The organism is Mesorhizobium sp. Root157 (assembly GCF_001427385.1).
Classification (GTDB): domain Bacteria; phylum Pseudomonadota; class Alphaproteobacteria; order Rhizobiales; family Rhizobiaceae; genus Mesorhizobium.
Window position 1 is genome coordinate 29,173 of sequence record NZ_LMGJ01000002.1, and the last position, 23,461, is coordinate 52,633.

General features: G+C 60.5%; 20 protein-coding genes and 4 pseudogenes. 6 read left to right on the forward strand and 18 right to left on the reverse strand.

Annotated elements, in window-relative coordinates; all coding sequences use genetic code 11:
* Positions 1–17: 17 nt before the first annotated feature.
* From ASD64_RS02675 to ASD64_RS02690, 4 genes are all read right to left on the reverse strand, one after another.
* The gene (locus ASD64_RS02675; protein ID WP_056100333.1) at positions 18–650 is read right to left on the reverse strand and encodes an NADPH-dependent F420 reductase; all 633 of its coding nucleotides are present in this window, start codon (positions 648–650) and stop codon (positions 18–20) included.
* Positions 651–774: 124 nt separating this feature from the next.
* The gene (locus ASD64_RS02680; protein WP_056100335.1) at positions 775–1,686 is read right to left on the reverse strand and encodes a LysR family transcriptional regulator; all 912 of its coding nucleotides are present in this window, start codon (positions 1,684–1,686) and stop codon (positions 775–777) included.
* A gap of 578 nt (positions 1,687–2,264) precedes the next feature.
* Positions 2,265–2,957 carry an RES family NAD+ phosphorylase gene (locus ASD64_RS02685; protein ID WP_056100338.1) on the reverse strand — a complete coding sequence of 231 codons (693 nt, stop codon included), beginning with the start codon at positions 2,955–2,957 and terminating at the stop codon, positions 2,265–2,267.
* Entirely contained in the window at positions 2,958–3,386 is a 429-nt protein-coding gene (locus ASD64_RS02690) for an antitoxin Xre-like helix-turn-helix domain-containing protein (protein ID WP_056100342.1), read from the reverse strand.
* Between the two features lie 178 nt (positions 3,387–3,564).
* Between ASD64_RS02690 and ASD64_RS20345 the strand changes: the two are divergent.
* Positions 3,565–3,780, forward strand: a pseudogene (locus tag ASD64_RS20345) (IS5/IS1182 family transposase); the annotation flags it as partial.
* A 199-nt stretch (positions 3,781–3,979) separates the two neighbouring features.
* Here the strand turns inward: ASD64_RS20345 and ASD64_RS02695 are convergent.
* The 6 genes from ASD64_RS02695 to uxaC form a co-directional block, all read right to left on the reverse strand.
* Positions 3,980–4,825, reverse strand: coding sequence for an ABC transporter permease (locus ASD64_RS02695; protein ID WP_056100344.1), 846 nt, complete (start codon positions 4,823–4,825; stop codon positions 3,980–3,982).
* A gap of 1 nt (position 4,826) precedes the next feature.
* On the reverse strand, positions 4,827–5,723 hold the full coding sequence (locus tag ASD64_RS02700; RefSeq protein WP_056100348.1) for an ABC transporter permease: 897 nt from the start codon (positions 5,721–5,723) through the stop codon (positions 4,827–4,829).
* A gap of 8 nt (positions 5,724–5,731) precedes the next feature.
* Positions 5,732–6,799 carry an ABC transporter ATP-binding protein gene (locus ASD64_RS02705; protein ID WP_056100351.1) on the reverse strand — a complete coding sequence of 356 codons (1,068 nt, stop codon included), beginning with the start codon at positions 6,797–6,799 and terminating at the stop codon, positions 5,732–5,734.
* A 147-nt stretch (positions 6,800–6,946) separates the two neighbouring features.
* Positions 6,947–8,122, reverse strand: a complete 1,176-nt coding sequence (locus ASD64_RS02710; protein WP_056100630.1) for an extracellular solute-binding protein — start codon at positions 8,120–8,122, stop codon at positions 6,947–6,949.
* 111 nt (positions 8,123–8,233) lie between these two features.
* Complete coding sequence (locus tag ASD64_RS02715; RefSeq protein WP_056100352.1) at positions 8,234–9,718, reverse strand: mannitol dehydrogenase family protein; 1,485 nt, start codon at positions 9,716–9,718, stop codon at positions 8,234–8,236.
* Positions 9,715–11,115 (reverse strand): glucuronate isomerase, encoded by a 1,401-nt coding sequence (uxaC, locus tag ASD64_RS02720; protein WP_056100355.1) that lies wholly within the window; start codon positions 11,113–11,115, stop codon positions 9,715–9,717. The genes ASD64_RS02715 and uxaC overlap by 4 nt, the downstream gene beginning before the upstream one ends.
* 149 nt (positions 11,116–11,264) lie before the next feature.
* Here uxaC and ASD64_RS02725 point away from each other — a divergent pair, with 149 nt between their 5' ends.
* Complete coding sequence (locus ASD64_RS02725; protein WP_082549826.1) at positions 11,265–12,017, forward strand: GntR family transcriptional regulator; 753 nt, start codon at positions 11,265–11,267, stop codon at positions 12,015–12,017.
* Positions 12,018–12,148: 131 nt separating this feature from the next.
* Complete coding sequence (gene uxuA / locus ASD64_RS02730; protein ID WP_056100358.1) at positions 12,149–13,333, forward strand: mannonate dehydratase; 1,185 nt, start codon at positions 12,149–12,151, stop codon at positions 13,331–13,333.
* Between the two features lie 29 nt (positions 13,334–13,362).
* On the opposite strand, the gene ASD64_RS02735 is transcribed toward uxuA, so the two are convergent.
* On the reverse strand, positions 13,363–14,892 hold the full coding sequence (locus tag ASD64_RS02735) for a UxaA family hydrolase (RefSeq protein ID WP_056100360.1): 1,530 nt from the start codon (positions 14,890–14,892) through the stop codon (positions 13,363–13,365).
* Positions 14,893–15,142: 250 nt separating this feature from the next.
* On the opposite strand from ASD64_RS02735, the gene ASD64_RS02740 reads away from it, so the two are divergent.
* A complete protein-coding gene (locus tag ASD64_RS02740; protein WP_056100363.1) occupies positions 15,143–16,060 on the forward strand; it encodes a sugar kinase in 918 nt (305 codons plus the stop codon).
* Positions 16,061–16,171: 111 nt separating this feature from the next.
* Here ASD64_RS02740 and ASD64_RS02745 read toward each other — a convergent pair whose 3' ends face one another.
* Positions 16,172–16,753 carry an MFS transporter gene (locus tag ASD64_RS02745; protein ID WP_320410170.1) on the reverse strand — a complete coding sequence of 194 codons (582 nt, stop codon included), beginning with the start codon at positions 16,751–16,753 and terminating at the stop codon, positions 16,172–16,174.
* A gap of 300 nt (positions 16,754–17,053) precedes the next feature.
* On the opposite strand from ASD64_RS02745, the gene ASD64_RS02750 reads away from it, so the two are divergent.
* Both ASD64_RS02750 and ASD64_RS02755 read left to right on the forward strand, forming a co-directional pair.
* Positions 17,054–17,332 (forward strand): type II toxin-antitoxin system RelE/ParE family toxin, encoded by a 279-nt coding sequence (locus ASD64_RS02750; protein ID WP_056100369.1) that lies wholly within the window; start codon positions 17,054–17,056, stop codon positions 17,330–17,332.
* Positions 17,333–17,349: 17 nt separating this feature from the next.
* Positions 17,350–17,634: a HigA family addiction module antitoxin gene (locus ASD64_RS02755; protein WP_274533348.1), complete on the forward strand. Its 285-nt coding sequence runs from the start codon at positions 17,350–17,352 to the stop codon at positions 17,632–17,634.
* Here ASD64_RS02755 and ASD64_RS21925 read toward each other — a convergent pair.
* From ASD64_RS21925 to ASD64_RS21935, 6 genes and pseudogenes are all read right to left on the reverse strand, one after another.
* Positions 17,634–19,458, reverse strand: a pseudogene (locus ASD64_RS21925) (acetate--CoA ligase family protein); the annotation flags it as partial. The gene ASD64_RS02755 and the pseudogene ASD64_RS21925 sit on opposite strands and share 1 nt — an antisense overlap.
* Positions 19,459–19,467: 9 nt before the next feature.
* Positions 19,468–20,820 (reverse strand): annotated as a pseudogene (locus tag ASD64_RS21930) (acetate--CoA ligase family protein); the annotation flags it as partial.
* Positions 20,821–21,089: 269 nt separating this feature from the next.
* A complete protein-coding gene (locus tag ASD64_RS02770) occupies positions 21,090–21,473 on the reverse strand; it encodes an ATP-binding protein (protein WP_244480694.1) in 384 nt (127 codons plus the stop codon).
* Between the two features lie 299 nt (positions 21,474–21,772).
* Positions 21,773–22,180 carry a host attachment protein gene (locus tag ASD64_RS02775; protein WP_056100379.1) on the reverse strand — a complete coding sequence of 136 codons (408 nt, stop codon included), beginning with the start codon at positions 22,178–22,180 and terminating at the stop codon, positions 21,773–21,775.
* 147 nt (positions 22,181–22,327) lie between these two features.
* Entirely contained in the window at positions 22,328–23,014 is a 687-nt protein-coding gene (locus ASD64_RS02780) for a LysR substrate-binding domain-containing protein (protein ID WP_056100382.1), read from the reverse strand.
* Between the two features lie 22 nt (positions 23,015–23,036).
* Positions 23,037–23,249: pseudogene (locus ASD64_RS21935) on the reverse strand (helix-turn-helix domain-containing protein); the annotation flags it as partial.
* Positions 23,250–23,461 lie beyond the last annotated feature (212 nt).

Genomic DNA, 23,461 nt, shown 5'->3' on the forward strand with positions numbered 1-23,461 from the left:
TGGTTGGGCTTCAAGCTTTAGGCTGCGGTCTGCCAGGTGGGGGCGATATCGGTGCCGAAACCGCGCATGTAACCCAGTTGGATGTTGAGGCCGGCGACCGGCTCCAGATAGCGCGAGACGCTCAGTGCGCCGACCTGGACAGGAACGAAACCGGACTTGGAAGCTACAGCCTCGACCGTATCGATTGCAGTCTGGTCGTCGCCGGCAATGAAGACGGTGGTAGGCCTGTCGCCAACCTTGCCGCCGGCCTGCAGCACCGAGGCGAAGATCGTGTTGAATGCCTTGACCACCTTGGCCCTGGGAGCAAGTTTCTGGATTTCCTCGCCGGCGCTGGTCGAATGACCGATGGTCAGCCCCGAATAATCGGCGGTCAGCGGGTTGGTGATGTCAATGACGATCTTGCCTTCAAGACCACTTGCCGCAGCGATAGCATCGCCGGCTGCCTCGAACGGAACGGCGAGAACGACGATGTCAGAATTGCCGGCTGCCGACGTGATATCAGCGCCAGAAACAGTGCCACCCAGTTCGCGAGCCGCTTCGTGGGCTTTGGCCGCATCGCGCGAACCGAATGTGACGGAATAGCCGGCCTTGGAAAATACGCCGGCAAGGCCCTTGGCCATGTTGCCGGTTCCGATGATCGCAATGGTCATGATGGTCTCTCCTTTTGAGCAACGCGCTTGGTCAGCGCCGATGGCAAGGAGATAGAGGATTTCCGCCAGAGATATTATCCCGCCAAAGAGTAGTTATTTATTTCCATAATGGAATGAATTGCCTTTACCAGCCTTTGTCCCATTCCGGCCCATTGCGAAAATAGGCAACGAGGAAGTCGACGAAGACCCTGACCTTGATGGCGAGATGCCGGCCGGGCGGATAGAGGGCATAGACGGAAAGCGGCTTTGGTTCGAATTCGCGCAGCAGCGGCACGAGCCGTCCGGCACGGAACCGGGGTCCGGCGGTGAAACTTGGCGCGCGCGCTACACCGAGGCCCGCTTCGGCGGCCGTCAAGGCGACCTCGGCATTGGAAAAGCGCAACCGGCCAGTGACTTCGACAAGCGTGTCCATGCCGTCCGTTTCGCGAAACGCCCACACACCTGGTTCGCGGAAATTGGTGTCGATGATGCAGTCGTGGGATTTTAGGTCTTTCGGTACACTTGGCACGTCATGTTCGCGCAGATACGCCTCGGACGCACAGACCACAATGCGCGCCTCACATAGTTGGCGAGCAATGAGGCCGGAATCGGCAGGACTACCAATGCGGATCGCGACGTCGAATCCTTCGTCCACCAGACTGACGACCCGATCCGAGAAACTGACATCGAGTTCGATCTGCGGGAACTGCCGGGCGAACTCGACCAGGACCGGTGCCAGTTGCGTCGCACCGAAGGACACGGGCGCGGTGAGCCGCAGGCGGCCTCTCGGTGTGCCTGACGTGTTGCGCACCGAGTCCTCGACTGCGTCGAAATCAGCGAGCAGAACCCTCATGCGCTCGAAATAGGCTTGACCCGCTTCAGTTGCCGCGAGTGCGCGGGTGGTGCGATTGAGCAGCCGAACGCCGAGTTCTGATTCCAGCCGCGACACCAGCTTCGACGCCTGGCCGGGGCTGGTCCGCAAACGTTCTGCGGCGCGGGCAAAGCTGCCCGCTTCCATCACCGTAACTAACATCCTGACGCAGTCGAGCCGATCCATGCCGGACTAGTAGCCGCAGACGCCCCTCGATCCAAGTGCCGACAGACATGTGGCGCTGCGGTTCGACTTCCGTTGCTGCGGAGAAAGTGAGGGTAAGAGGGCACAGGTGCGGTGCTTCGACCAGGTCGCCGAACCAAAGAACACTCTGTCCTGACTCGCCAAACGACCCGAAGTGGATCCGGAGCGCATTGGCATCACAGGCCTCAGTTTTGGCGCGGCGGTCTCAATCTACTCAACTGGCGTCGATGATCGCGTAGCCTCCTGCTTGTCTTCGTGCGGCGGGGGCAATGGCGAGCGTAAGTTCCGAGGCCAGCATCCGACGGAGAAATCCTGGTATAAATCCATCGGCATTCTGGAGAACGGACGTAGACGCAAGCAGGAAACCGGTAAGGAGGAAAACCTTGCTCGCAGACCGGGCAGACCGCTGACGCCCAGTCGCGCCGTTCGCTCTTCGCAGGGCTAAAGAGCCCCGCTTGGCTAGCCGAGCAAGGATGCTCGGCCGCAGTTGCACCGGCCCGTCTGCTCCACGTGCCGGAGGATGTCTTCGGGAAGAAGACGGACAAGGACGCAGCAAGTGGTCACAACGGTCCTTCGATCTTTGGCGTGGGGTCGTCCTTCCATATCATACGGTAGACGGCTCCCTGCCTGACAGACTGCACCGCCGCAGGCCGCAGCGCGACAATGCAGGTGCCGTCTCGATGTCGCACCGATGGATAGATAATGCCGTTAAGACCCTCAGCACGGGCGCTGCCGGCCAGCGCTTTGCCGATCGGGTAAGCCGTGGCCTTGTCCGGACCAAGTGATGGGTGATCCGGCACTTGGCGAAGATCAAGGAACTCGCCGGCGAAGCTGCAGAACATTTCCGCATATTCGACGATGGCTTTGTAGTCGCCGGCGTCTGCCAGTGCGCTGGACAGATGATATCCGACCTCATCAAGGCAGGTCTCGACATCGAGCGCGGCATACCAGGCGCCGCGATCCGATCCGTTGAAACGGTTCGGCTGCTGCGGTTTGGCATAGGCGAACGACGCGTTGATGAAATGCGCATGCGGCACGTCGTAGACGAGTTCGTTGGCTGCCAGCCCGGAAATCCCTTTCTCCTGCGCGATCAGCCGAGTGCTTGTCGCGCCTTCAATCTCGGCGAGGAGTTCGAGTTCATCTTCGTTGTCCACCAATCGGACCAGCACCGCCGCACGAAGTCGTGCGGTCGTCACCAGCCGGACGGTTTTGGGAAACGCCTCAGTTACGACAGGGACGCCATCAATCGACAATCACAGTCCCCCACGGACTGCGTCGACATATCTGCGTACCTCGAGCATCTGGGGGATGCCGCTCTTCATCATTGAAGCAATCGGGCTCGACCGAGCGAATAGGGGGGCCTTGTTTTCGAGTTTCGGCCAGCGGTCTGCCATGTCGTCGGCAAACAACAGATGCAGCCCTTTATAGATGCCGACCATTGCCGAGATCCGAGTCAGTTGGTCCTGGCTGAGGTGTTTTTCCTTCCCGTCCCGCTTCAGCCGCTCCCAGGTGCTTGTTGAGACGTCGAGGAGTGCTGCAGCCTGCTGGCCCGTCAGGCCCCACTGTTCGACGAGACGCTTGTAGGCTTTGAACGCCACTTTCGACAGTCGCGCCCTATCGGCTTCGGCCGAGAAGTCCTGTCGTTCCGGGAGTTTCGGAAATAGGTGCGCGGTGGCAAGCATTTTTTCTCCATCATATGGTGATGAAAACTTACATCATATGATGGGTGTTTGTCCAGAATGCAATATCAGAATGTGACCGCTGCACGTTGCAAGCGACGGGGTAGAAAACAAGAAAGGGAAAGAGGTGGGATCCCCAGAGCGTGCAAATCAGATTCAAGGCTGTCTTTTGGAGGCAGCCATGGGTGTTCTGGACCGTCTGATCCTTCGGGACGATCAATGGGAGCGGATATCGCAACACATTATCGGCGACGACGCGGGGTTCTTCGGGTCGCGACAACCGAATGCTTGTTGAAGCGGTTCTGTGGATCGTACGGACCGGCTCCAAGGCATCTGGTGGCGCATCTTCGCGGCGATGTCGGACGATCCGAACTTTGAATACCTGATCGTCGATTCCTGGCCGACACGACGATCCAGTCGGCGATCCAAGTGTCGCTTGACCTGCCAGGCATCACAGCTACCTGCATGAGGATGTCAGCACTCAGGTCGAGCTAGCCAGTGCGGGATTGCTCCGCCATAGCCGGCCGATTCCAATCACGTTTGACAGGTCGTCCGTCGCAGCAAAACCCGCCAGAAACTTCCACCAGTCCGTGAGCTTATACCGTTGCCGGTTGCTGTTTGGCTCGGGCGACGATCTGCGTTGGATTGACGAAGCGTAGCGCAATCAGAAGCCAGATCAAGGTCGTGATCATATAAATCACTGCCATAGCGTCGATCGACTGGACGGCGCGTACACCGGAGGCGAATACCGAATAATAGAGCGCTACCACGAGCGTCTGGCTGGTCGGACCGGCGGTCAGGAAGGTCAGTTCGAACATGCCGATGGTCCGCACCAGTACGAGCAGCAGCGCCGCGAGGATACCCGGCACCAGCATCGGCAGCAAGACATAGCGGAAAAGCTGAAACGTGTTGGCACCGAAAACGCGCGCCGCCGCCTCGACCTTGGGGTCGATCTGCTCGATGAAGGGGATCATCACCAGGATGACGAAGGGGACGGTCGGCACGAGATTTGCCAGCACCACGCCCCAGAATGTTCCGCCGACGCCCGATTGATAAAGCACCGTCGCCAAGGGAATGCCGTAGGTGATCGGCGGCACCAGAAGCGGCAGCAGGAACAAAAGCATCACCAGCTTCTTGCCGGGAAATTCACGCCGAGCCAGCGCATAGGCGGCTGTCACCCCAAGCAGGCCGGATAGCACCACCACGGTGAAGGCGATCTGAAACGTCACGATCAAGATGTCGTAGAGCTGGAACTCTGCCCATGCTGTAAAATACCAGCGCGTGGTGTATCCAGCCGGCAACCAGGTGCCGAGCCAGCGCGTGCCGAAGGATGACAGGATCACAGTCGCAATCATCGCGATCAGATTGACGACGAAAAAGGCCACTACCACCCATATCGCGGTAATCCAGAGCTTGGCGCCGATTGTGGTATCGCGGATCATCTCAGCCTTTCCCGCCTGCGGTCGAACCGCGATAGAACAGGTTGCGCAACATCAGGACGGCGACGACGATGACCAGTTGCACAGCGGCCATGATCATGGCGATCGCCGATGCCATCGAATAATCATACTGCTCAAAGGCTGCCTGATAAGCCGCAATCGAAATCACGCGCGTGGGGCCGGCGGGCGCACCGAGCAGGATCGCCGACGGGAAGACCGCGAACGCCTGCACGAAGGAGAGGAGGAAGGCGATTGCCAGCCCCGGCACCAGAAGCGGCAGGAAGACATGGCGGAAGCGTTGCCAGGCGCGCGCGCCATGCGTCGCCGCCGCTTGTTCCAATGCCGGGTCGATGCCGGTGACGTAAGACAGCGTCAGAAGGAAGGTGAAGGGAAAGCCGGTGATGATCAGCGAAGCAAACACGCCCCAGTAATTGTTGGTGAGCTTGACCGGACTGTCGATGATCCCGAACAGCATCAGCGTGCGGCTGAACCAGCCTTGCGGCCCCAGAAAGTTGAGCAGACCTTCTGCTACCAGAACCGTGCCCAGCGTGACCGGCAGAACGAGGATCGTGGTCAGCAGGCGCTGGCGCGTCATCAGGCGAACGCGGAAGGCGACCGGCAGCGCAAGGGCAAGACTGATGATGGTCACGGGCACGGCAAGCCACAAGGTCGTGGCGATGGTGTTGTAGAGAAACGGGTCGGAGAAGAAGCGGGTGTAGTTGGCGAACATCCCGCCTTCCTTCGGCTCGAAGGACAGAAGCAGGCCATAGACAAATGGATAGACGAAGATAGCGAGTACGAACAGGACAGCCGGCAGTACCAGCAATGTGACACCGTCCATCCCTCGCAGGGCCAGGCGCTGGCGAAGGGAAGGGGGCGGCGTGTGGTCTGTCTTCTGCATCGGCGCGCTCACGCCGCATAAGCCAGGGCGTGGGCCGGGTCGACCGCCAGCGAAATGGTGCTCCCTATCGCTGCGGCCTGCGGCGCATGGAAAATCAGTTCGAGACCTCCCTCGGTGCGCGCGGTGCCGACAAATTCACGGCCGCGATATTCGATGGTCTCGACTGTGGCGGTAAGCGCGTTGTCGCCGGCGTCAATGGCGGTGACATCGTCCGGGCGCGCGGCAATAACAGCCTGCGCGCCGATGGGGATTTCGCCGCGCATATTGCCGGCGAGTTTGACGGTGCCAACCTCGACCGTCACCCGGTCACCGTCGCGGGCCGTCACCTTACCGGTGAGGCGGTTGCGGTAACCCATGAATTCGGCGACGTCGAGGTGGTCGGGGCTTTCATAAAGAATACGCGGTGAACCCACTTGCCGGATCTGGCCGTCGCGCAGCACCACGATGCGGTCGGCGAGCGAGAGCGCCTCGTCCTGATCGTGGGTGACATAGATGGTGGTGGCGCCCAACTGGTTGTGAATGCGCCTGATCTCGGCGCGCATTTCCAGGCGCAGCTTTGCATCGAGATTGGACAACGGCTCGTCCATCAGGACCAGGGGCGGTTCGATGACGATGGCGCGGGCAATGGCGACACGCTGCTGCTGGCCGCCGGACAACTGCCCGGGCAATTTGTGGCCATGCGTCTCGAGGCGCACGAGCATCAGCGCCTCGTCCACCCGCCTTGATATCTCGGCCTTGGCCGTGCCGCGCATCTTGAGGCCGAAGCCGATATTGGCGTGCACGGTCATGTGCGGAAACAGCGCATAGCTCTGGAACACCATGCCGAAACCACGGTCCTCCGGCTTCAACTGGTCGATGCGCTTGTCGTCGAGATAGATGCTGCCGCCGGTGGCTGCAAGCAGGCCGGCGATACAGTTGAGCGCCGTCGATTTTCCGCAGCCCGAAGGGCCGAGAAGCGCAATGAATTCGCCCTTTCCGATCGACAGGGAGACGTCCTGAAGCGCGTTCACCGATCCGAATGACCGCGTCAAATGGTCAAGGCGGAGCTGATTGAATTTCGACGATGCTAACAGCATCCATAAATCCCGTTGCTGTGCAGGAACCGGACAGCAGCCCGAGTCCTGACGTGAAGTGAGTATCCGACACGTCGCCGGATTTCAGGCCCGGATATGGCCGGCAGCAAGCACCCGCCGTTGCCGCGCCTGTCCGACAGGCCGATCGACCTATTTTGCTACCGCGGCGACCTGTTCGTCCCAGATGCGGAACGCTGTGACCATCGCTGCCGGCTCGAGCGGCAGTTCGATCGGGTTGTTGGCGATCAGATCGGCATATTCCTCGCGGCCGAATTCGGCGATTGAGTCCTGGCTTTCCTGCGGAGCCATGTCGAGGGTCACGCCCTTTACCGCGGGGCCGGGATAGAAATAGCCTTGGTCATAGGTGAACGCCTGTTGTTCGGGCGTCAGCAGGAAGGCCATCAGATCCTTCAGCACGGCCAGCTTTTCGTCGGAAACGCCTTTCGGCACGCACATATAGTGGGCGTCGGCGACCCAGTGGAAGCCCTTCAGCGCAGCCACCTTGGCTTCCTTCGGCACGACGCCGAGGACGCGGGGGTTGATGTCCCAACCGGTCGTGGTCACAGTCAGGTCGCGCGTGCCCTCACCGAGTTCCTTCATCAGCGCGCCGGTTCCGGTCGGGTAGTATTCGATATATTTGTGCAGTTCTTTCAGATAGGCCCAGGTCTTGTCCCAGCCCTTGACCGGGTCCTTTGGGTCGGCATCGCCGAGCAGATAGGGCAGGCCCATAAGGAAGGTGCGGCCGGGGCCGGAATTTGCCGGGCGTGCATAGAGGAAGCGGTTCGAGTTTTCTTTCGCCCAGCCAAGCAGTTCTTCCGCCGTGGTCGGAACCGTCTGGACCTTGTCTGGCATATATTCGAGCAACGGACCGGAAGGATAGTAGGTCACAACGACGCCGTGATCCTTGCCAAGCGCCAGCATGCGCGCCGCCGGCTCTTGATAGATGTCTTCCAGTTTCGGCAGGGCGCCGGATTCATCCGGCAGAAGCTTGACCCACAAATCCATCTCCAGACCCGCCGAAAGCGCGTCCGTGCCAGTCAGCACCAGGTCGATATCGACGCGGCCCGCCCCTTGCTGGGCCTTGATCTTGCCTGGCAGTTCAGGTGCGGGAGCCTTGGTGAAGGTGATGCTCGACACAAGCTCCGGCTTTGCCGCACGATAATTTTCGATCGCTTTTTGCGTGAGCGCGAGATTGCCGGCGACGTCAACCACGTTGATAGCGACCGGCGAAGTCGGCAGGGTCGCCGTTTGCGCAAAGCCACGTGTTGCCGGCAGCGTGGCCACGCTGGCCAGTGCGCCGAGTGCCTGTCTGCGAGTGATGCTGATCATTTCGTCTCCTCCCTGAATACCACGAATGTCGTCTGTCTTTATCCTATCTTTGATATATTAATCTATCAGTCTTCAAACACAACAGCTTTCTGTCGGCTTGCTCTCTGCCTATGAACTGCGAAAATGTTGCACTGTCGCGGCCGCGCCGCTGCGCAACAGCCTGCCCAATGCCATCTCGACCGATGCGCGGAATTCCGGATTGGCGGGAAGGTCGATGCCGAAAACCTGCTCAAGCTGGAGCAATGCTCCACTCAACTCGCTTGCAGTATCCATCCCTTGCGTCCGGCTTCGCATGGCCGCGGCAAGCGGGTCGCGAACGTCGATTTGCCTGCCCTTCTCATCTGTACCGCAGGCATAGCGCATCCAGGCAGCGACACCGAGCGCCAGCCGCGAAAAAGGCGCGCCGGCCCCAAGACGATCGCGGATCGTGTTGAGCAGTCGCTGGGGCAGCTTTTGCGAACCGTCCATGGCGATCTGCCAGGTGCGGTGACGCAGCGCCGAGTTGCGGAACCGGGAGAGGAGATCGGCCTTGTATGCAGTAAGGTCGATGCCCGGCAGTGGCGGAAGGGTCGGGGAAACCTCTTCGTCCATAAGTTTCTTGATCAACTCGGAGAAGCCTGGCGCGGCCATCGTTTCGGCGACGGTTTCATGGCCAGCCAGGTAGCCGAGATAGGCAAGCGTCGAATGGCTGCCGTTGAGTAGTCGAAGCTTCATCAACTCATAGGCGTCGACATCTTTCACGAATATCGCGCCGGCCTCTTCCCATTCCGGTCGCCCGGCGGAAAAATCATCCTCGATCACCCATTGCGAAAATGGCTCGGTCATCACCGGCCAGGTATCGGCAAGCCCGAGCCTTTCGGCAATCGCCGCGCGATCGGGATCCGTGGTTGCCGGCACGATACGGTCGACCATGGTCGAGGGGCAGGAGATCTCGTCGGCGACATAGCGGCTGAGATCCGGGTCACGGAGTTCCGCAAAGCGGATTGCGACGTTTTTCAGCGTCCGGCCGTTGGCCGGAAGATTGTCACAGGAGAGCAAGGTGAAGGGCGCAAGGCCGGCGGCGCGGCGGCGGGCAATAGCCTCGACGACGAAACCGATGGCGCTATGCGGCGAGCCCGGAGCGGCAAGGTCATGGCGGATGTCAGGATGCGTTTCATCAAGGGTTCCGCTTGCCGGGGCATGACAATAGCCCTTTTCGGTCACCGTCAATGAAACGAGCTTCACCTCCGGACGAGTCATCGCCGTCAGCAGGGCTTGCGGGTCTTCCGGCGCCACCACCAGGCCGGAACTGCTCCCCACCACACGCAACTGCTCGCCTTCGCCATTGCGGGCGGCAACAGTGTAAAGGCCATCCTGCGGCGCCAGCGCGTCGCGTGTTTCGGCGCTGCGCAACGAGGCGCCGACAATGCCCCAGCGCAAATCCCCGCTGCCGAGAACGGTGTCGGTATAGACTGCCTGATGCGCGCGATGGAAGGCACCGATGCCGAGATGCACGATGCCGGGGGCAATCAAGCTGCGATCATAGGCGGGACGGGTGATGGCTGGCGGCAATTCGCCAAGCGTCTTGTTGGACAGGCGCTTTGCCGTCGTCACAGCCGATAGGCCTGCTTGGCCAGCCGATAGGCGAGGTCGTGCGCCAGTTCATGCGCCTCGTCTTCTTCCAGCCGATGGTCGGCGACCAGCCCGGCCAGATAGGCGCAGTCGACTCGCCGCGCCATATCATGCCGTGCCGGGATCGAACAAAATGCACGGGTATCGTCGTTGAAGCCGACCGTATTGTAGAATCCGGCCGTCTCGGTGGTGAGTTCGCGAAAGCGGTGCATCCCCTCCGGGCTGTCGAAGAACCACCAAGGCGGCCCCAGCCGTAGTGCCGGGTAGTGGCCGGCGAGCGGCGCCAATTCGCGACCGTAAGCCGTTTCGTCCAGCGTGAACAGGATCAGCGTCAGCCGGGTGTCATTGCCGAGAGCATCGAGCAGCGGCTTGAGATTGCTCACATAATCGGTGCGGGTCGGGATGTCGGCTCCCTTGTCCAGGCCGAACTCGGCAAAAAGCTGCGGATTGTGATTGCGAAACGAGCCCGGATGGAGTTGCATCACCAACCCATCCTCAACGCTCATGCGCGCCATCTCGGTCAGCATCTGTGCACGGAAAATATCGGCATCTTCGGCCGAGACGTCAGGCTTCAGCACCCGTTCGAATAGCGCTTCCGCTTCATTTCGCGACAGGTCCACCGTGCGGGCGCTCGGATGCCCGTGGTCCGTCGAGGTGGCGCCGCGTTGCTTGAAATAGGCACGCTGCGAGCGATGCGCGTCCAGATAGCCGGCATAGGTCGCCGGTGCGCCGGCAAGCGCCAGGAAACGCTCGACCTCGCTGCGGAAATCCTTGCGGGAGGCGTCGATGACGGCGTCCGGCCGGTAGGTCGGGACGACACGGCCTTTCCAGCCCGAAGCCTTGATCCCGTCATGTGCGGCAAGCGGATCGGTGGCGGCGTCAGTGGTCGCGATCACCTCGATGTTGAAGCGTTCATAAAGTGCACGTGGCCGCATGTCCGCTTCACCGAGCCGCTCGGCAATCCGGTCATAGAGGAGGTCGGCATTGGCCGAATTCAACCGATCCTCGATGCCGAATACTTCCTGCAGCGAATGCTCGAACCACAGCCGCGACGGCGTGCCGCGAAACAGGTGATAGTTGTCGGCAAAGATGCGCCAGATCTTGCGGCCGTCGGTTTCCACCGGCATGCCGTCCAGCCGTGGCACGCCCAGCGCTTCCAGCTTCACACCCTGTGAATAAAGCATGCGGAAAATATAATGATCGGGTTTGACGAACAGTGTTGCCGGGTCGGGAAAAGCAGCGTTTTCGGCATACCAGCTCGGATCGGTATGACCATGCGGCGAGATGATCGGCAGCGCTCGCACACTCTGATACAAGCGCTTTGCAATCGCCCCGGTGGTGGATTCGGACGGCAACAGCCTATCGGGATGGAGCGGCATTTCTGGTCCTTGTGATAGCTGTGACGGAAAGACAGCCTCGCCGAAAATCTCGGCGCTCATAGTTGTGACGAACCGGCGTTCCTAGCTTGGCGAAGACTACGGAATAATATATTAATATGTCAACTAACCACGCGGTGGAGAATTGGTGAATGAGTTCAGCGAAATCCAAGAAGGAGATTTCACGCTTCGAGGCAGCCGCTCGGCCGACGCCCATGCGGGCTGCAAAGCCGCGCCAAGCGGGCATCGTGCGGACCACAGCTGCGACCGCGGTTTACCGTGAGCTCCATACGGCGATCGTCTCCATGCAACTCAAGCCCGGCAATGCGTTGAACGAAAAGGCGCTGGCCGAAAAGTTCGGCATCAGCCGCACGCCGGTGCGTGAAGCCCTGATCCGGCTGGTCGAAGATGGCCTGGTCAACATCTATCCGCAATCCGGCACCTTCGTAGCGCCGATCCCGACTTCACTCATTCCTGAGGCCGTGGTTATCCGCCAGGCGCTGGAGGGGGCGACGGTAGAGACGGCGGCGCGCTGTGCCACGGCCGAAGATGTGGCCAAGCTTGATGACATCCTGGCACGGCAGCGCTTCCTTGCCGACCGGCAGGATCTGAACGGTTTCCACGAGGCTGACGAGGCGTTCCACGAGGCCATTGCCAATATTGCCGGCTATCCTGGCATCTGGAGCTATCTGAGGCCAGTTAAAGTGCAGATCGATCGTGCGCGCCGCATGACCTTGCCGGCTCTTGGCCGTATGGAGCATGTCATTAGCGAGCACATCATCATCCGCGACGCGATTGCGGCGCACAAGGTGAAGGCGGCTTGCGATGCCATGAAGATCCATCTCAGCGCGGTCATTCCAGACGTGGAGCAGCTTCGCGACAGCTATCCGGACTGCTTCGTCTAAGAGCTTCTCCGGCAAAGCAGGGGGCCGGATAGGCTCAGAGCCATACGGCCATGAGATCGGCGCGGTTCTCCGGTTCAGCCAAAATCGGAGCCGCCTCGCAGACAAACGACTATTTTTCGGAGACGTGATTTATGCGACAGGCGTGGAGATGGTTTGGGCCCGAATCCGGTGTTCCGCTTGACGCGGTCCGCCAGGCCGGCGCTACCGATGTCGTAACGGCGTTGCATGAAGTGCCGATCGGGCGGGCTTGGACCGAAAGCGAGGTTGCGGCGCGCAAGAGCCTGATCGAGGATACGCCGCAAGGGCGCTCGCCACTTGTCTGGTCTGTCGTCGAGAGCATTCCCGTTCCCGATGCGGTCAAGCGCAAAGGTGTTGCCGCCAAGGCAGAGATCGAGGCCTGGATCGCCAGCCTCGAGGCCGTTGCCGCCAACGAAATTGGCGTCATCTGTTTCAACTTCATGCCGGTGGTGGATTGGACGCGCACCGACCTCGACTATGAACTGCCGAGCGGTGCGACCGCCATGCGATTCGACCAGGACCGATTTGCAGCTTTTGACCTTCACATCTTGCAGCGCAAGGGCGCGGCAGCAGAATATTCCACCGAAGATCGTGCGCGCGCCAAGGCGGTGTTCGAGGCGATGAGTGACGAGGATGTCGCCGATCTCACCACCAATATCGCCAGCGCTCTTCCGGGCTCGACCACCGAGCCCCTGACTATCCCGGCTTTTCGCGATCGTTTGGAAAGCTATGCCGGCATCGATGCTGCGCGCTTGCGACATCATTTGATCGAGTTCCTCGCCGCCGTTGCTCCCGCTGCCGAAAGCTGTGGTGTGCGGCTCACCCTGCATCCGGATGACCCGCCGCGGTCGCTTTTCGGCCTGCCGCGGATTGCCTCGACAGCCGACGACTATGCCGCAGTTTTCGATGCGGTCCCGTCCCCTGGGGTGGGTATGTGTTACTGTACGGGCAGTCTTGGCGTGCGCGCGGACAATGATCTTCCCGCAATGGCGCACCGCTTTGCCGCCCGCATCCACTTCGCCCATCTCCGGGCTACCAAACGTGAGGGAGACGGCCGCAGCTTCCATGAATCCGCCCATCTTGAGGGCGATGTCGACATGGTGGCGATCTTGCGCGAACTTCTGGCCGAAGACCGCAGGCGTACACTGGATCAGACGATCATCTTCCGCCCCGATCATGGCCACCGTATTCTTGACGACCTGACCAAGAAGGTCACTCCGGGATATCCGGCAATCGGCCGCCTGCGCGGCCTGGCTGAATTGCGCGGCATCGTTCACGCGCTGGAAACGGGAGCTTAGTCGGGCAAGCCGCATTCTTGGCAGGTCGGCTACATCACCGCGCCGATCTGCCAAGGAACGAACTCATTGTCGCCGTAGCCAAGCTCTTCGGACTTGGTGCGCTTGCCGGACGCGACCGCAAGAATCTCCTCGAAGATTTCGTGTCCTTTTTCTTCGATCGTGACGCCATCGAGGATTTCGCCGCAATTGATATCCATATCCTCCGACAAGCGCTGGTACATCGCTGTATTCGTTGCAAGCTTGATGGATGGCGTCGGCTTGCAGCCATAGGCCGAGCCGCGACCGGTGGTAAAGCAGATGACATTGGCGCCGCCCGCCACCTGGCCGGTGGCCGAGACGGGATCGTAACCTGGCGTGTCCATGAACACGAGACCCTTTTCGGTTACCCGTTCGGCATATTCATAGACGGCGTTGAGCGGCGTGGAGCCACCCTTTGCCGCAGCCCCGAGAGATTTTTCCAATATGGTCGTCAGCCCGCCCAGCTTGTTGCCGGGCGAGGGGTTGTTGTTCATCTCCCCACCATTGCGGGCGGTGTAATCCTCCCACCATTTGATGCGTTCGATCAGCTTTTCCCCGACCTCGCGGTTGCGCGCCCTGCGCGTCAGCAGATGTTCGGCGCCATAAATTTCGGGCGTTTCCGAAAGGATTGCGGTGCCGCCGTTGCGCACGAGAATGTCAGCGGCGGACCCCAGCGCCGGATTGGCGGTGATCCCCGAATAGCCGTCGGAGCCGCCGCATTGCAGCGCCAGGGTCAGTTCGCTGGCGGGTGCTGGTTCGCGCCGTGCGGCATTGACCAGCGGCAGCATGTCCTTGATCCGCTCCAGGCCCTGTTCGATCGTCCGGCGCGTGCCGCCGCTGTCCTGGATGGTCATCGTGCGGAAAGTTTCGCTTTCTTCGACGTTTTGGACGGATTTCATCCGACCGATCTGGAAAACTTCGCACCCTAACCCGACCAGCAACACGGCGCCGAGATTGGGGTGGCCAGCATAGCCCCATTGCGTGCGCTGCAGCAGATCATAACCCTCGCCGGACGCCGCCATCCCGCAACCCGTCCCGTGGGTGAAGGAGACAACGCCGTCGATGTTCGGATAGGCATCGAGCATGCCCGAGCGAGTGGCAGCCTCGGCGATGAAACGGGCTACCGATGCCGAGCAGTTCACACTTGTGAGGATGCCGATATAGTTGCGGGTGCCGACACGTCCGTTGTTGCGGCGGAAGCCTTGGAAAGTGGCCTGCTCATCGGTGGGAAGGATGGTTTCCGGACGATAATCTTCTCCGATCCGATGTTCGCGCTCGAAGCCATGCAGGAAGACGTTGTGCTCGTGCACCCAGTCGCCGGTCTCGATCGGCTGGCTGGCGAAGCCGATGATCTGCCCGAACTTGCGGATTGGTTCCTCCGCAGCGATGGGCTTTACAGCCACCTTGTGACCGAACGGGATGGGTTGACGGGCCATGACCGCGTTGCCAAGGTCCGCGCCCCTTTCAATGCGCGCTGCCGCCACCAGAACGTTGTCCTCGATACTGAGGCGGAGCACCTTTACCTTGGGTGGGGTCAACATGGTCGCGCTTTTTCTTCTGGAGGTTCGTAGCTGGATGAACGTACCTAGCCTGTGCATAATTAATATATTAGAATGGCAGTGGCTTGTCACTGTAGCTTTTTGAGCCGACTGACATGTATGGCGGAGTTGCTCCTTCCGCGGACCCCTGTCGTTCGCCTCATCAAGGATGTCACTCCTGTCGGAGCCGTATCACGGGAAGCGGCGATGGTTTAATTCTCTTTTTGGATTCACCCTGGATTGGCGGCACGGCATGGTGGGACGAATTCTCTCTATCGGCGAATGTATGGTTGAGTTGAGGCAGGCCGAAGGCGGCCTGATGCGGAAAGGTTTTGCCGGCGATACTTTCAATACCGCTTACTATCTACGCGCTTTCCTGCCGGCGGCGTACGCGGTCGACTATTTCACTGCAATTGGCACCGATCCGGTTTCCGACGAGATGCTGGCGTTCATGCAAAGCGCCGGGATAGGCACCAGTCTCATTCGCCGCGTGCCCCATCGAACGCCCGGCCTCTACATGATTCACCTCAAGGGCGGCGAACGCAGCTTTACCTACTGGCGCTCGAATTCTGCGGCGCGGCTTCTTGCCGACGACAGCGATGCTTTGCGCGCAGCGATCGATGCGTCCGAAATGATCTTCTTTTCCGGCATAACACTGGCAATCCTGGCGCCGGCGGCGGTCGAAACACTTCTGGCCGAACTCGGACGGGCCAGGGCTGTGGGCAAGCTGATAGCTTTCGACCCCAATATTCGCCCCGGGCTTTGGGACAACCCCGACACCATGCGCAGGATGATCGCCGCTGGCGCGCGCCTGGCGACTATTGTCATGCCGGGTTTCGAGGATGAGGCGACCCATTTCGGCGATGCCTCGGTCTCCGCCACCATTGACCGCTATCGCTCGCTCGGCGTCGAAAAGCTGGTTGTCAAGAACGGTGCGAGTGGCATCACATTGAGCTTTGGTGAGGAGCGGACTTTCCTCGCAGCAGTGCCGGCTGCAAAGGTGGTCGATACGACAGGTGCCGGCGATAGTTTCAACGGCGCTTTTCTTGCGTCTTGGATGCAGGGTGACGACCCGCCCCACGCAGCCGAATTTGCCGCTAGCGTCGCCGCACAAGTGGTCGGTCAACATGGGGCCTTGGTGAAGACAGGCATCTCGTCCAAGCTCAAGTGAGTTCCAGCCACGGGCCCAGGCCAATCGGCAGTCCTGTCGCAACCACCGGTACAAAACAAACAACAAAAAAGGGCCGCAGCAATGCGGCCCTTTTCAAAACAGTACCCGGATTCAGTGTGATGCCGTCTCCCATTTATCCTTGAAGGTTTCTCGCGCAAGGAGCGTGCATCCGGTGCTGACGATGCCAAGGATTAAAAAATAGATGATGATGCCGGTCGGCTCACCGCCATAGGCTGCCAGCAGCGCTGTCGCGATCAACGGCGCCAGTCCGCCCGAAAGCACGGCACCGATCTGGTAGCCGATGGAAGCATCGCTCAATCGGACCTTAGTGTCGTACAACTCGGAAAAATAGACCGCCTGCGGGCCATAGAGTGAATCGTGCAGTACGTTCAGGCCGATGACAATGGCTATCGTGAGCACGACGATCGATCCGCTTTGTACCATGGAGAAAAACGGGATGATAAACAACGTCGAGGCGATGCTGCCGAAGAGATAGACCGGCTTACGGCCGATCTTGTCAGACAGCCAAGACCAAAGCGGCAGCATGATGAAGCCGACGAGCGACGAGATGACAACCGCGTTCAGACCCACCTGACGATCAAGACCCAGTGATTTGACGATATAGGAGAGCATGAAGACAATGTAGAGATAGAAGACTAAAACCTCACTAACATTTCTTCCATACTCGATTATTGCTTGCGCAAATCACAAATAGTCTTCGGCGTTCAGCACAAACGCGCAACCGCTTTCTAAAATCTGCAATTTCCTTGAGTCTTCTGTATGCCACCCGCTCACGCACCGCCTCGATCTGATCGAATCACCCAGCGTGACAGCCTGACACGCCCATACCGGCATCCATTTTACGACTACCGACTTTCCTGTGTACGCGTTTCGATCCATCATCGGGCCGCCCCCACTGGATCAGGCCGGCCAGAGGGCCGGGCCGCCTGGTCGTATTTGACAACGCGTTACGTGTTACGTTACAATACTCATATGATCGCCAGTTTTCGCCACAAAGGCCTCAAAAAACTTTACGAGCAGGGCGACCGCAGCAAGATCGCCGCCGACTATGCCGACAAGATCGAACGCATCCTGGCCCGGCTCGACCAGGCCGCCGATCCCGCCGACATGGATTTGCCCGGCTACCGGCTGCACGGCCTCAAAGGCGACCTGAAAGGCTTCTGGTCCGTCACCGTTTCGGGAAACTGGCGTATCATTTTCCGTTTCGATGACGGCCACGCCGACGACGTGGATTTGATCGACTACCATTAGGAGGTACGACGATGACGATGAAAAGCCCGCCCCATCCGGGCCTGTCCATAAAGTTCGATTGCCTTGAGCCTTTGGACTTGAGCATCACCGATGCGGCCGACGCGCTCGGCATTTCCCGCAAGGTTCTGTCGCAGATCATCAACGGCCATGCCGGTATCAGCGCCGAAATGGCCATCCGGCTCGCCAAGGCCTTCGGCGGCTCGCCGGACGTGTGGGTCAGGATGCAGGCCGCCTATGAGCTGGCGCAGGCGCAGCAGTACGCCGACCAGATCCAGGTCAAACGCTTCGCACCCGCCGCCTGACCGGCACCGGAGCCGGGACGGCACCCGTGCGCCAGGCGCTTCAGGTTGAAGTCAAGCATCAGATGCGCTTCGGTAAGCCAAGCCACGCCATCACCCTGAACGCCCAGTCCAAGGCGGTTCTCATCCTTCATGGTGGTGAATGTTGACCGCGGCATTAGATGCTCATCGGTCGGCCGGAAGGATCGGCTGCCATCGACCCAAATGTCTGCAGATCGCAGCCGGTCTCGCAAGGCCGCGAGCGTCGCAATCTCGTAGAGACGGCGATCAGGCCCTCCTTGTTCGAAGATGAGCCGACGATCAGCTTGGCTGAGGTGGGTGATCGGGACGCGATCCGGGAGTGTCCGCCGCTTCTCGGCATAAAGCCGTTTCAGCAGCGAAATTGCTGCGAGAAGCAGATCGTGTCGCCGCGCGGATTGGAACGAGAACGCCTGTAGGAACGCACCGGCATATTTGTTGACGGTCGCATATTGCTCGGCCGCCAGGGCCAAAGGCGACGCCTCGTTGTCCTCGACCATCGACTCAAGCTCAGGCTTCAATCCGCAGCAACCGGTGCCATCCGACTTCCTGATCGAGAACCTCCAATGCATTCCGGCCATAGTCGTTCGCAGACTGCAGAGCGGTAATCGTGTCGAGGAACATGCGCAGCGCCTTGGCGGTATCCGGTCTGCAGTCCATGTGTCGCTGTTTCTTGCGGCTATTGGCTTGCGAGAATTGTCGACCCATCAGTTTGATGAACATCGCGACAGCATTGTCGGTTAGCTTCTGGCCGAGCTTGATGACCTGCGCCACGATCAGAGCGTGCCGGCGCTCGCATTGAAATCGTTGGCCAACCATGCCGGCGTAGCGTTCCCCTCTCGGATCATCTGGTCCCACCGTCCGGACGATATGCGCATCTGCAGTTTCGGATCGATTTCCAGCGTGCGCAGGAAGGCAATTCGTTCGGTCAGACCAACCAGGACGCACCCGGCGCTTCTGGTGCCGAGCGCAGCCAATGAAAGCGCGTTTGGCCGATCGACAGATCAACCTCCAACAGTCTGTCCAATGATTGGAGTATATCGAGCGGTATGTCTTCGATCAGCGTCTTTCCGCCCGACGGCGGGCTATAGCACGGCCGGCAAGGCCGATGCGTTCGATGTCGGCGGCGGCGATGCACGGGAAATCGACGATTAATTGCGACAGCGCTTTAAGGGCATGGATGAGCGAAGCGCGATCCGCCGGCTTGCGATCCCGGAATCCAGCAAGCAGACGGCCGATCCGCGTTCGGTCGATCAGGCCGCCGGCCAGGACGTCGTCCAGCGGCGGCAGCGCAATTGCTGTGTCATCGATAACCTCCACGGCGACGCCGCCCGTCCCGAACAGGATGATCGGGCCGAATGTGGCATCGTGGCCGATCCCCAGGATGAGTTCCTCCGCCTGTTTGCGCTCGATCATCGGCTGGACGGCAAATCCGTCGATGGAAGCATCCGGCGCGTGCTGGCGCAGGTTTCCTTCGATGCGGCGTGCGGCATCGCACGCGCTCTTGGCGGTTTCGATGTTCAGGACCACGCCACCGACGTCGGATTTGTGCGAAACTGATTTTGAGAGCAGCTTGATGACGATCTTCCGCGAACCCCGCAGAAGACGTTCCGCCGCTTTCCCGACGTCGGCTACAGACCTGGCGATGACGGTCTCCGGCACGGGAATGCCATAGGCTTTCACTACGGCCTTGGCCTCTGGCTCGGTCAGCACGCGGCGCTTTTCCGACGCCGCCTGCCGGAAGACGGCAAGAGCGGCGGCACGGTCGGTCGACGCCTCCGCGGCAGCCGCCGGAACGCGTTGCAGCACTTTCTGGGTACGTGACCATCTGGTCAGGTAGTCGACCGCAGCGGCTGCCGCGGCGGGCGTTTCGTAGCTTGGAATACCTGATGACTGGAGCAGTTGGCGACCTTCGCGCGCGGTGATTCCGCCCAGCCAGCAGGACAGGACGGGCTTGCCGCCGATGGTACCGTCTTTCGCCAGCGAGGCGACGGCGGCGGCAGCGTCTGCCGAGGACGCGATGCCGGTGGGGCAGTTCATGACTAGGATCACGTCGACCGAAGGATCAGCGGCGACAACAGCGATGGCCGTTCGATAGCGATCGGGCGTGGCGTCTCCGATGATGTCGACCGGATTTGCATGCGACCAGTTCGCCGGCAGCGTCCCGTCGAGCGTCGCCAATGTATTGGCCGAAAGCTCGGCCAGCCTGGCGCCGAAATCTGCCAATTGATCGACGGCCAACACGCCTGCTCCACCGCCATTGGTGACGATGCCGACCTGCGCCCGCTCCAGCGGGGCAAAACGAGCGATCGTCTCGGTGGCGTCGAAGAATTCGGAAAGCTCGTTGATCCGCAGGATTCCGGCGCGCCGCAGCGCGGCGTCCACCACGCGGTCGGTGCCTGAGAGCGCTCCCGTATGCGTGGCTACCGCCTTCGCCGCCTCGACGTGACGTCCCGGCTTGATGGTGATGACGGGTTTGGCCTGTGCGGCGGCGCGCGCCGCCGACATGAACTTCCGAGGGCTGGGAATGGATTCGAGGTACAGGACGATGGCGCGGGTCTTGGCGTCGCCGGCCAGCAAGTCCAGGCAGTCGGCAACGTCGACGTCGGCCATGTCGCCGAGCGAGACGATCTGCGAGAAGCCCACTCCATTGTCGGCGGCCCAGTCGATCAGAGCGGCCGCGATCGCACCCGACTGGGACAGAAGCGCGATGTCGCCGGGGACCGCTGCCATGTGGAAGAAGCCGGCGTTGAGCCTGGCGTGCGGCAGCATGAGGCCGATGCCGTTCGGCCCGATGATGCGCAGCAGATGCGGCCGGGCTGCATCGAGCATCTTCTGCCTCAAGCCGTTCCGTTCGGTCAGGCCGGCGGAGAGGACCACCGCGGCGCGAGTACCCTTGGCTCCAAGGTCGCCGATGAGGTCTGGCACCGTATTGGCTGGTGTCATGATCACGGCTAGGTCTGGTACCGCGGGAAGGTCCTTTACGGCCGCGTAGCAGGGGCGGCCATTCAATTCGGTGTATTTCGGATTTACGGCCCAGATGTCGCCCACGAACCCACCCTGGAGGATGTTGTCGAGCACGACCGATCCGACCGGTCCCGGCCGGCAGGATGCCCCGATGACGGCTATCGATCCCGGGGCGAAAGCGTGGTGCAGGTTTCGAATCGTCACCTTCGTTTCTCCGGAAGACAAATTCCCATCAATCGGTTCGATCTGAGCACAACTAATTCCTAGCGCATACTACCGCTAGTGTCTGCTTGCCGTGATGCGACAGGTTATGACGGCAGAAATGTTGTGTCGTGTTGTCACCTGTGCGCCGACCACCGGGCAAGTGATCACCACGACCATGATGAAAAGATCGATGGCGACGACATTCTCCCTCAGCGCGTTCAACGCCCCAATGCGGTCGGCAGCCCTCCGTCTCGAGGTAGATCGCACCTTTATGTCCCGATGGACAACCGGGCTTCGAAGCCGTCCCACCGACCGTCAGGCGGCGACAGCAGCTCGATCCGACCGTCGGAGCGGGCGGCGATGGCCGGTCCATGACCCGCGCCGTCCGCCTGTGCCTGTCCGCGCTCGAACAGTTCGGATAGGCGGGCCAGCGAATCCGGCGCTACAATCGGACCGGCCTTGGCAACGCTCAGAATGCCATCCGAAGACAGTGTCACGCGCACCGGTTCCTGCGGCGAGCCGTGTTTCAGTGCGTTCTCGATCAGGTTGCGCGCTAGGATTGCGAAGGCATCGGGATCGATCCGCGACAGCGCCGGGGCATCGGGCAGCGCTAGCCTGATGCGGTCTGATCGCGGACGGGAATTGGGCGGCATCACAGCCATCTACGCCGGAGCTTCGTCAGCATTCCTTATTCTTCGGTCGGACTTGAGCCAACTTGTCGTTGCCCGCGCCGGCGCCGTGTCATTATATGAAGGCATTGATTGTCGACAATGCAGGCCAGCCCGAACTCATCCGTTGCGCACTTTAATTGTTGCGCGGGCGGCCATACTTGTCGGCAGCGCTTCTTCTCGAAGTGCTATGGTTCGGGATGGTTCTGGCTTCGGCAAACAGCCGGCCAAGTGGTTAACCGGCCCAGCGCGATGGCTCTCCTTTCACCCACACCATTGCGAGGTCACGCTCTGGTAAGCGCAGCTTCGATCGACCCGACACTGCTGCTCGTAAAGTCTCTGCCCAACAGCTCACCGATCAGGGTTTCTCTGGTCGCATCGTGGAACTGACGTTGCAATTCTCCTAGTGTCCATGGATCGGTGACGACAAATAGTGAGATAATCTTTCGGTCCAATATCAGCCTATCCAGATAGGCTGCCGCCCTGGCTACGAAGTCGTCCTCCTTCCGCCGCAAGCCGTTCGCTTTGACCGGATCGTTGCGGCTGCGTGGGCCCGAATGTCGGTTGGCAGGCGGTATCGCGACTATTGTTTCCTCGACCAGTTGGATGCGGGATTCTGTGCCGTCATTGCGGAACAGCCGCAGCTTTTTGCCATCGACGACGGCGACGGTAGTGCCATTCGGCAACATCATTGTCTCGCCCTGCGACTTCGCGGTTCTTAAACTGTTCTCCTTACGGCTCGCCGGGAAATGTGTCGTTGATCCTGGTCAAGGAACAGGCCGAGAGGAGAGCTGCAGGATGCATCTGGTCGCAGAGTGAGCGCCTCTTCTGTGTGGAACTCATGCCTCCGGCGTAGTCGCGCTTTGCGCAAGCCAATGGGCCAACCGGGAAACTACGCTGTCTTGGGCAGTGCCTGTCGGAAACGTGGCGAAATAGCCGCGATCGGAAGTGACGGCCTCGTTCGAAACCCGAACCAGGGCGCCCGTCTTGAGGTGCTGGTCGAGTAGCCCTGACCAGCATAAAGCGATGCCTTCGCCGGCCAGCGCCGCGCTGACTAGCAGGCTGTAATCGTCGAAGACGATGGCGTTCAGTTTCCGGGGTATATCGATACCCACTGCCCGGAACCAGTGCTGCCAATCGTAGTTCCGGTCGAGACGGTCCGACAGTTGTAATAGGCGTAATGTGGTCAACCGGGAAAGGTCCGGCTTCGTACCTTGCCGCGCCAGAAACAGCGGGCTGCAAACCGCGAACACCTCTTCCCCCAGTATCTTGACGGCCGTCACCCCGGGCCAGTCTCCGTCACCGAAGCGGACATGAATGTCGGCTTCCGGCAGGTCCTGCCGCTGATCGCCGGTGAGCAACCGCAATTCCTGGTCCGGGAAGCCCGCCGTCAGTGCGGACAGTCGCGGCAAAAGCCAATAGGTCAGGAAACCGGGCGCCGCCGCGATCGTCAGTTTCCGTTCCTCCTGAACCCTGCGGATCTCTGCGATTTGTCTCCAGCCGGCTAGGGCTCGAGCGCAGGACATCGAACAGGGTATGGCCGGTGGGGGTCAGGTGGAGAGGTTTCGTCTCCCGCCCGAACAGCGTGACGCCAAGATCGACCTCGAGAGCAGCCACGCGACGGCTGATGGCAGGTTGCGAGACATTCAGGTCGCGAGCGGCACGCGTGAATGATCCATGTCGCGCCGCCGCGTCGAAGGCAAGCAGGTCACCGAACGATGGCAGGACGGTCTGCATCATAACACTCACGCATGGTTCCATTCGCTTTTCCGACGTGTCGGATCAAGCCTGTTATCTGCTAACCATATAGAAAACTAGCATGATTTTACGAGAGCACGAACAGTGCTTATGCCGGCGGACATGAACAGGCTCATGCGCTGGCAGCGCCATCCTCCCGCAGAATCCAGGAGCCCTTTGACCACGGGTGACAAACATGAACGCTGTCGATGAACTATGCGCTCCCGAGATAGCTC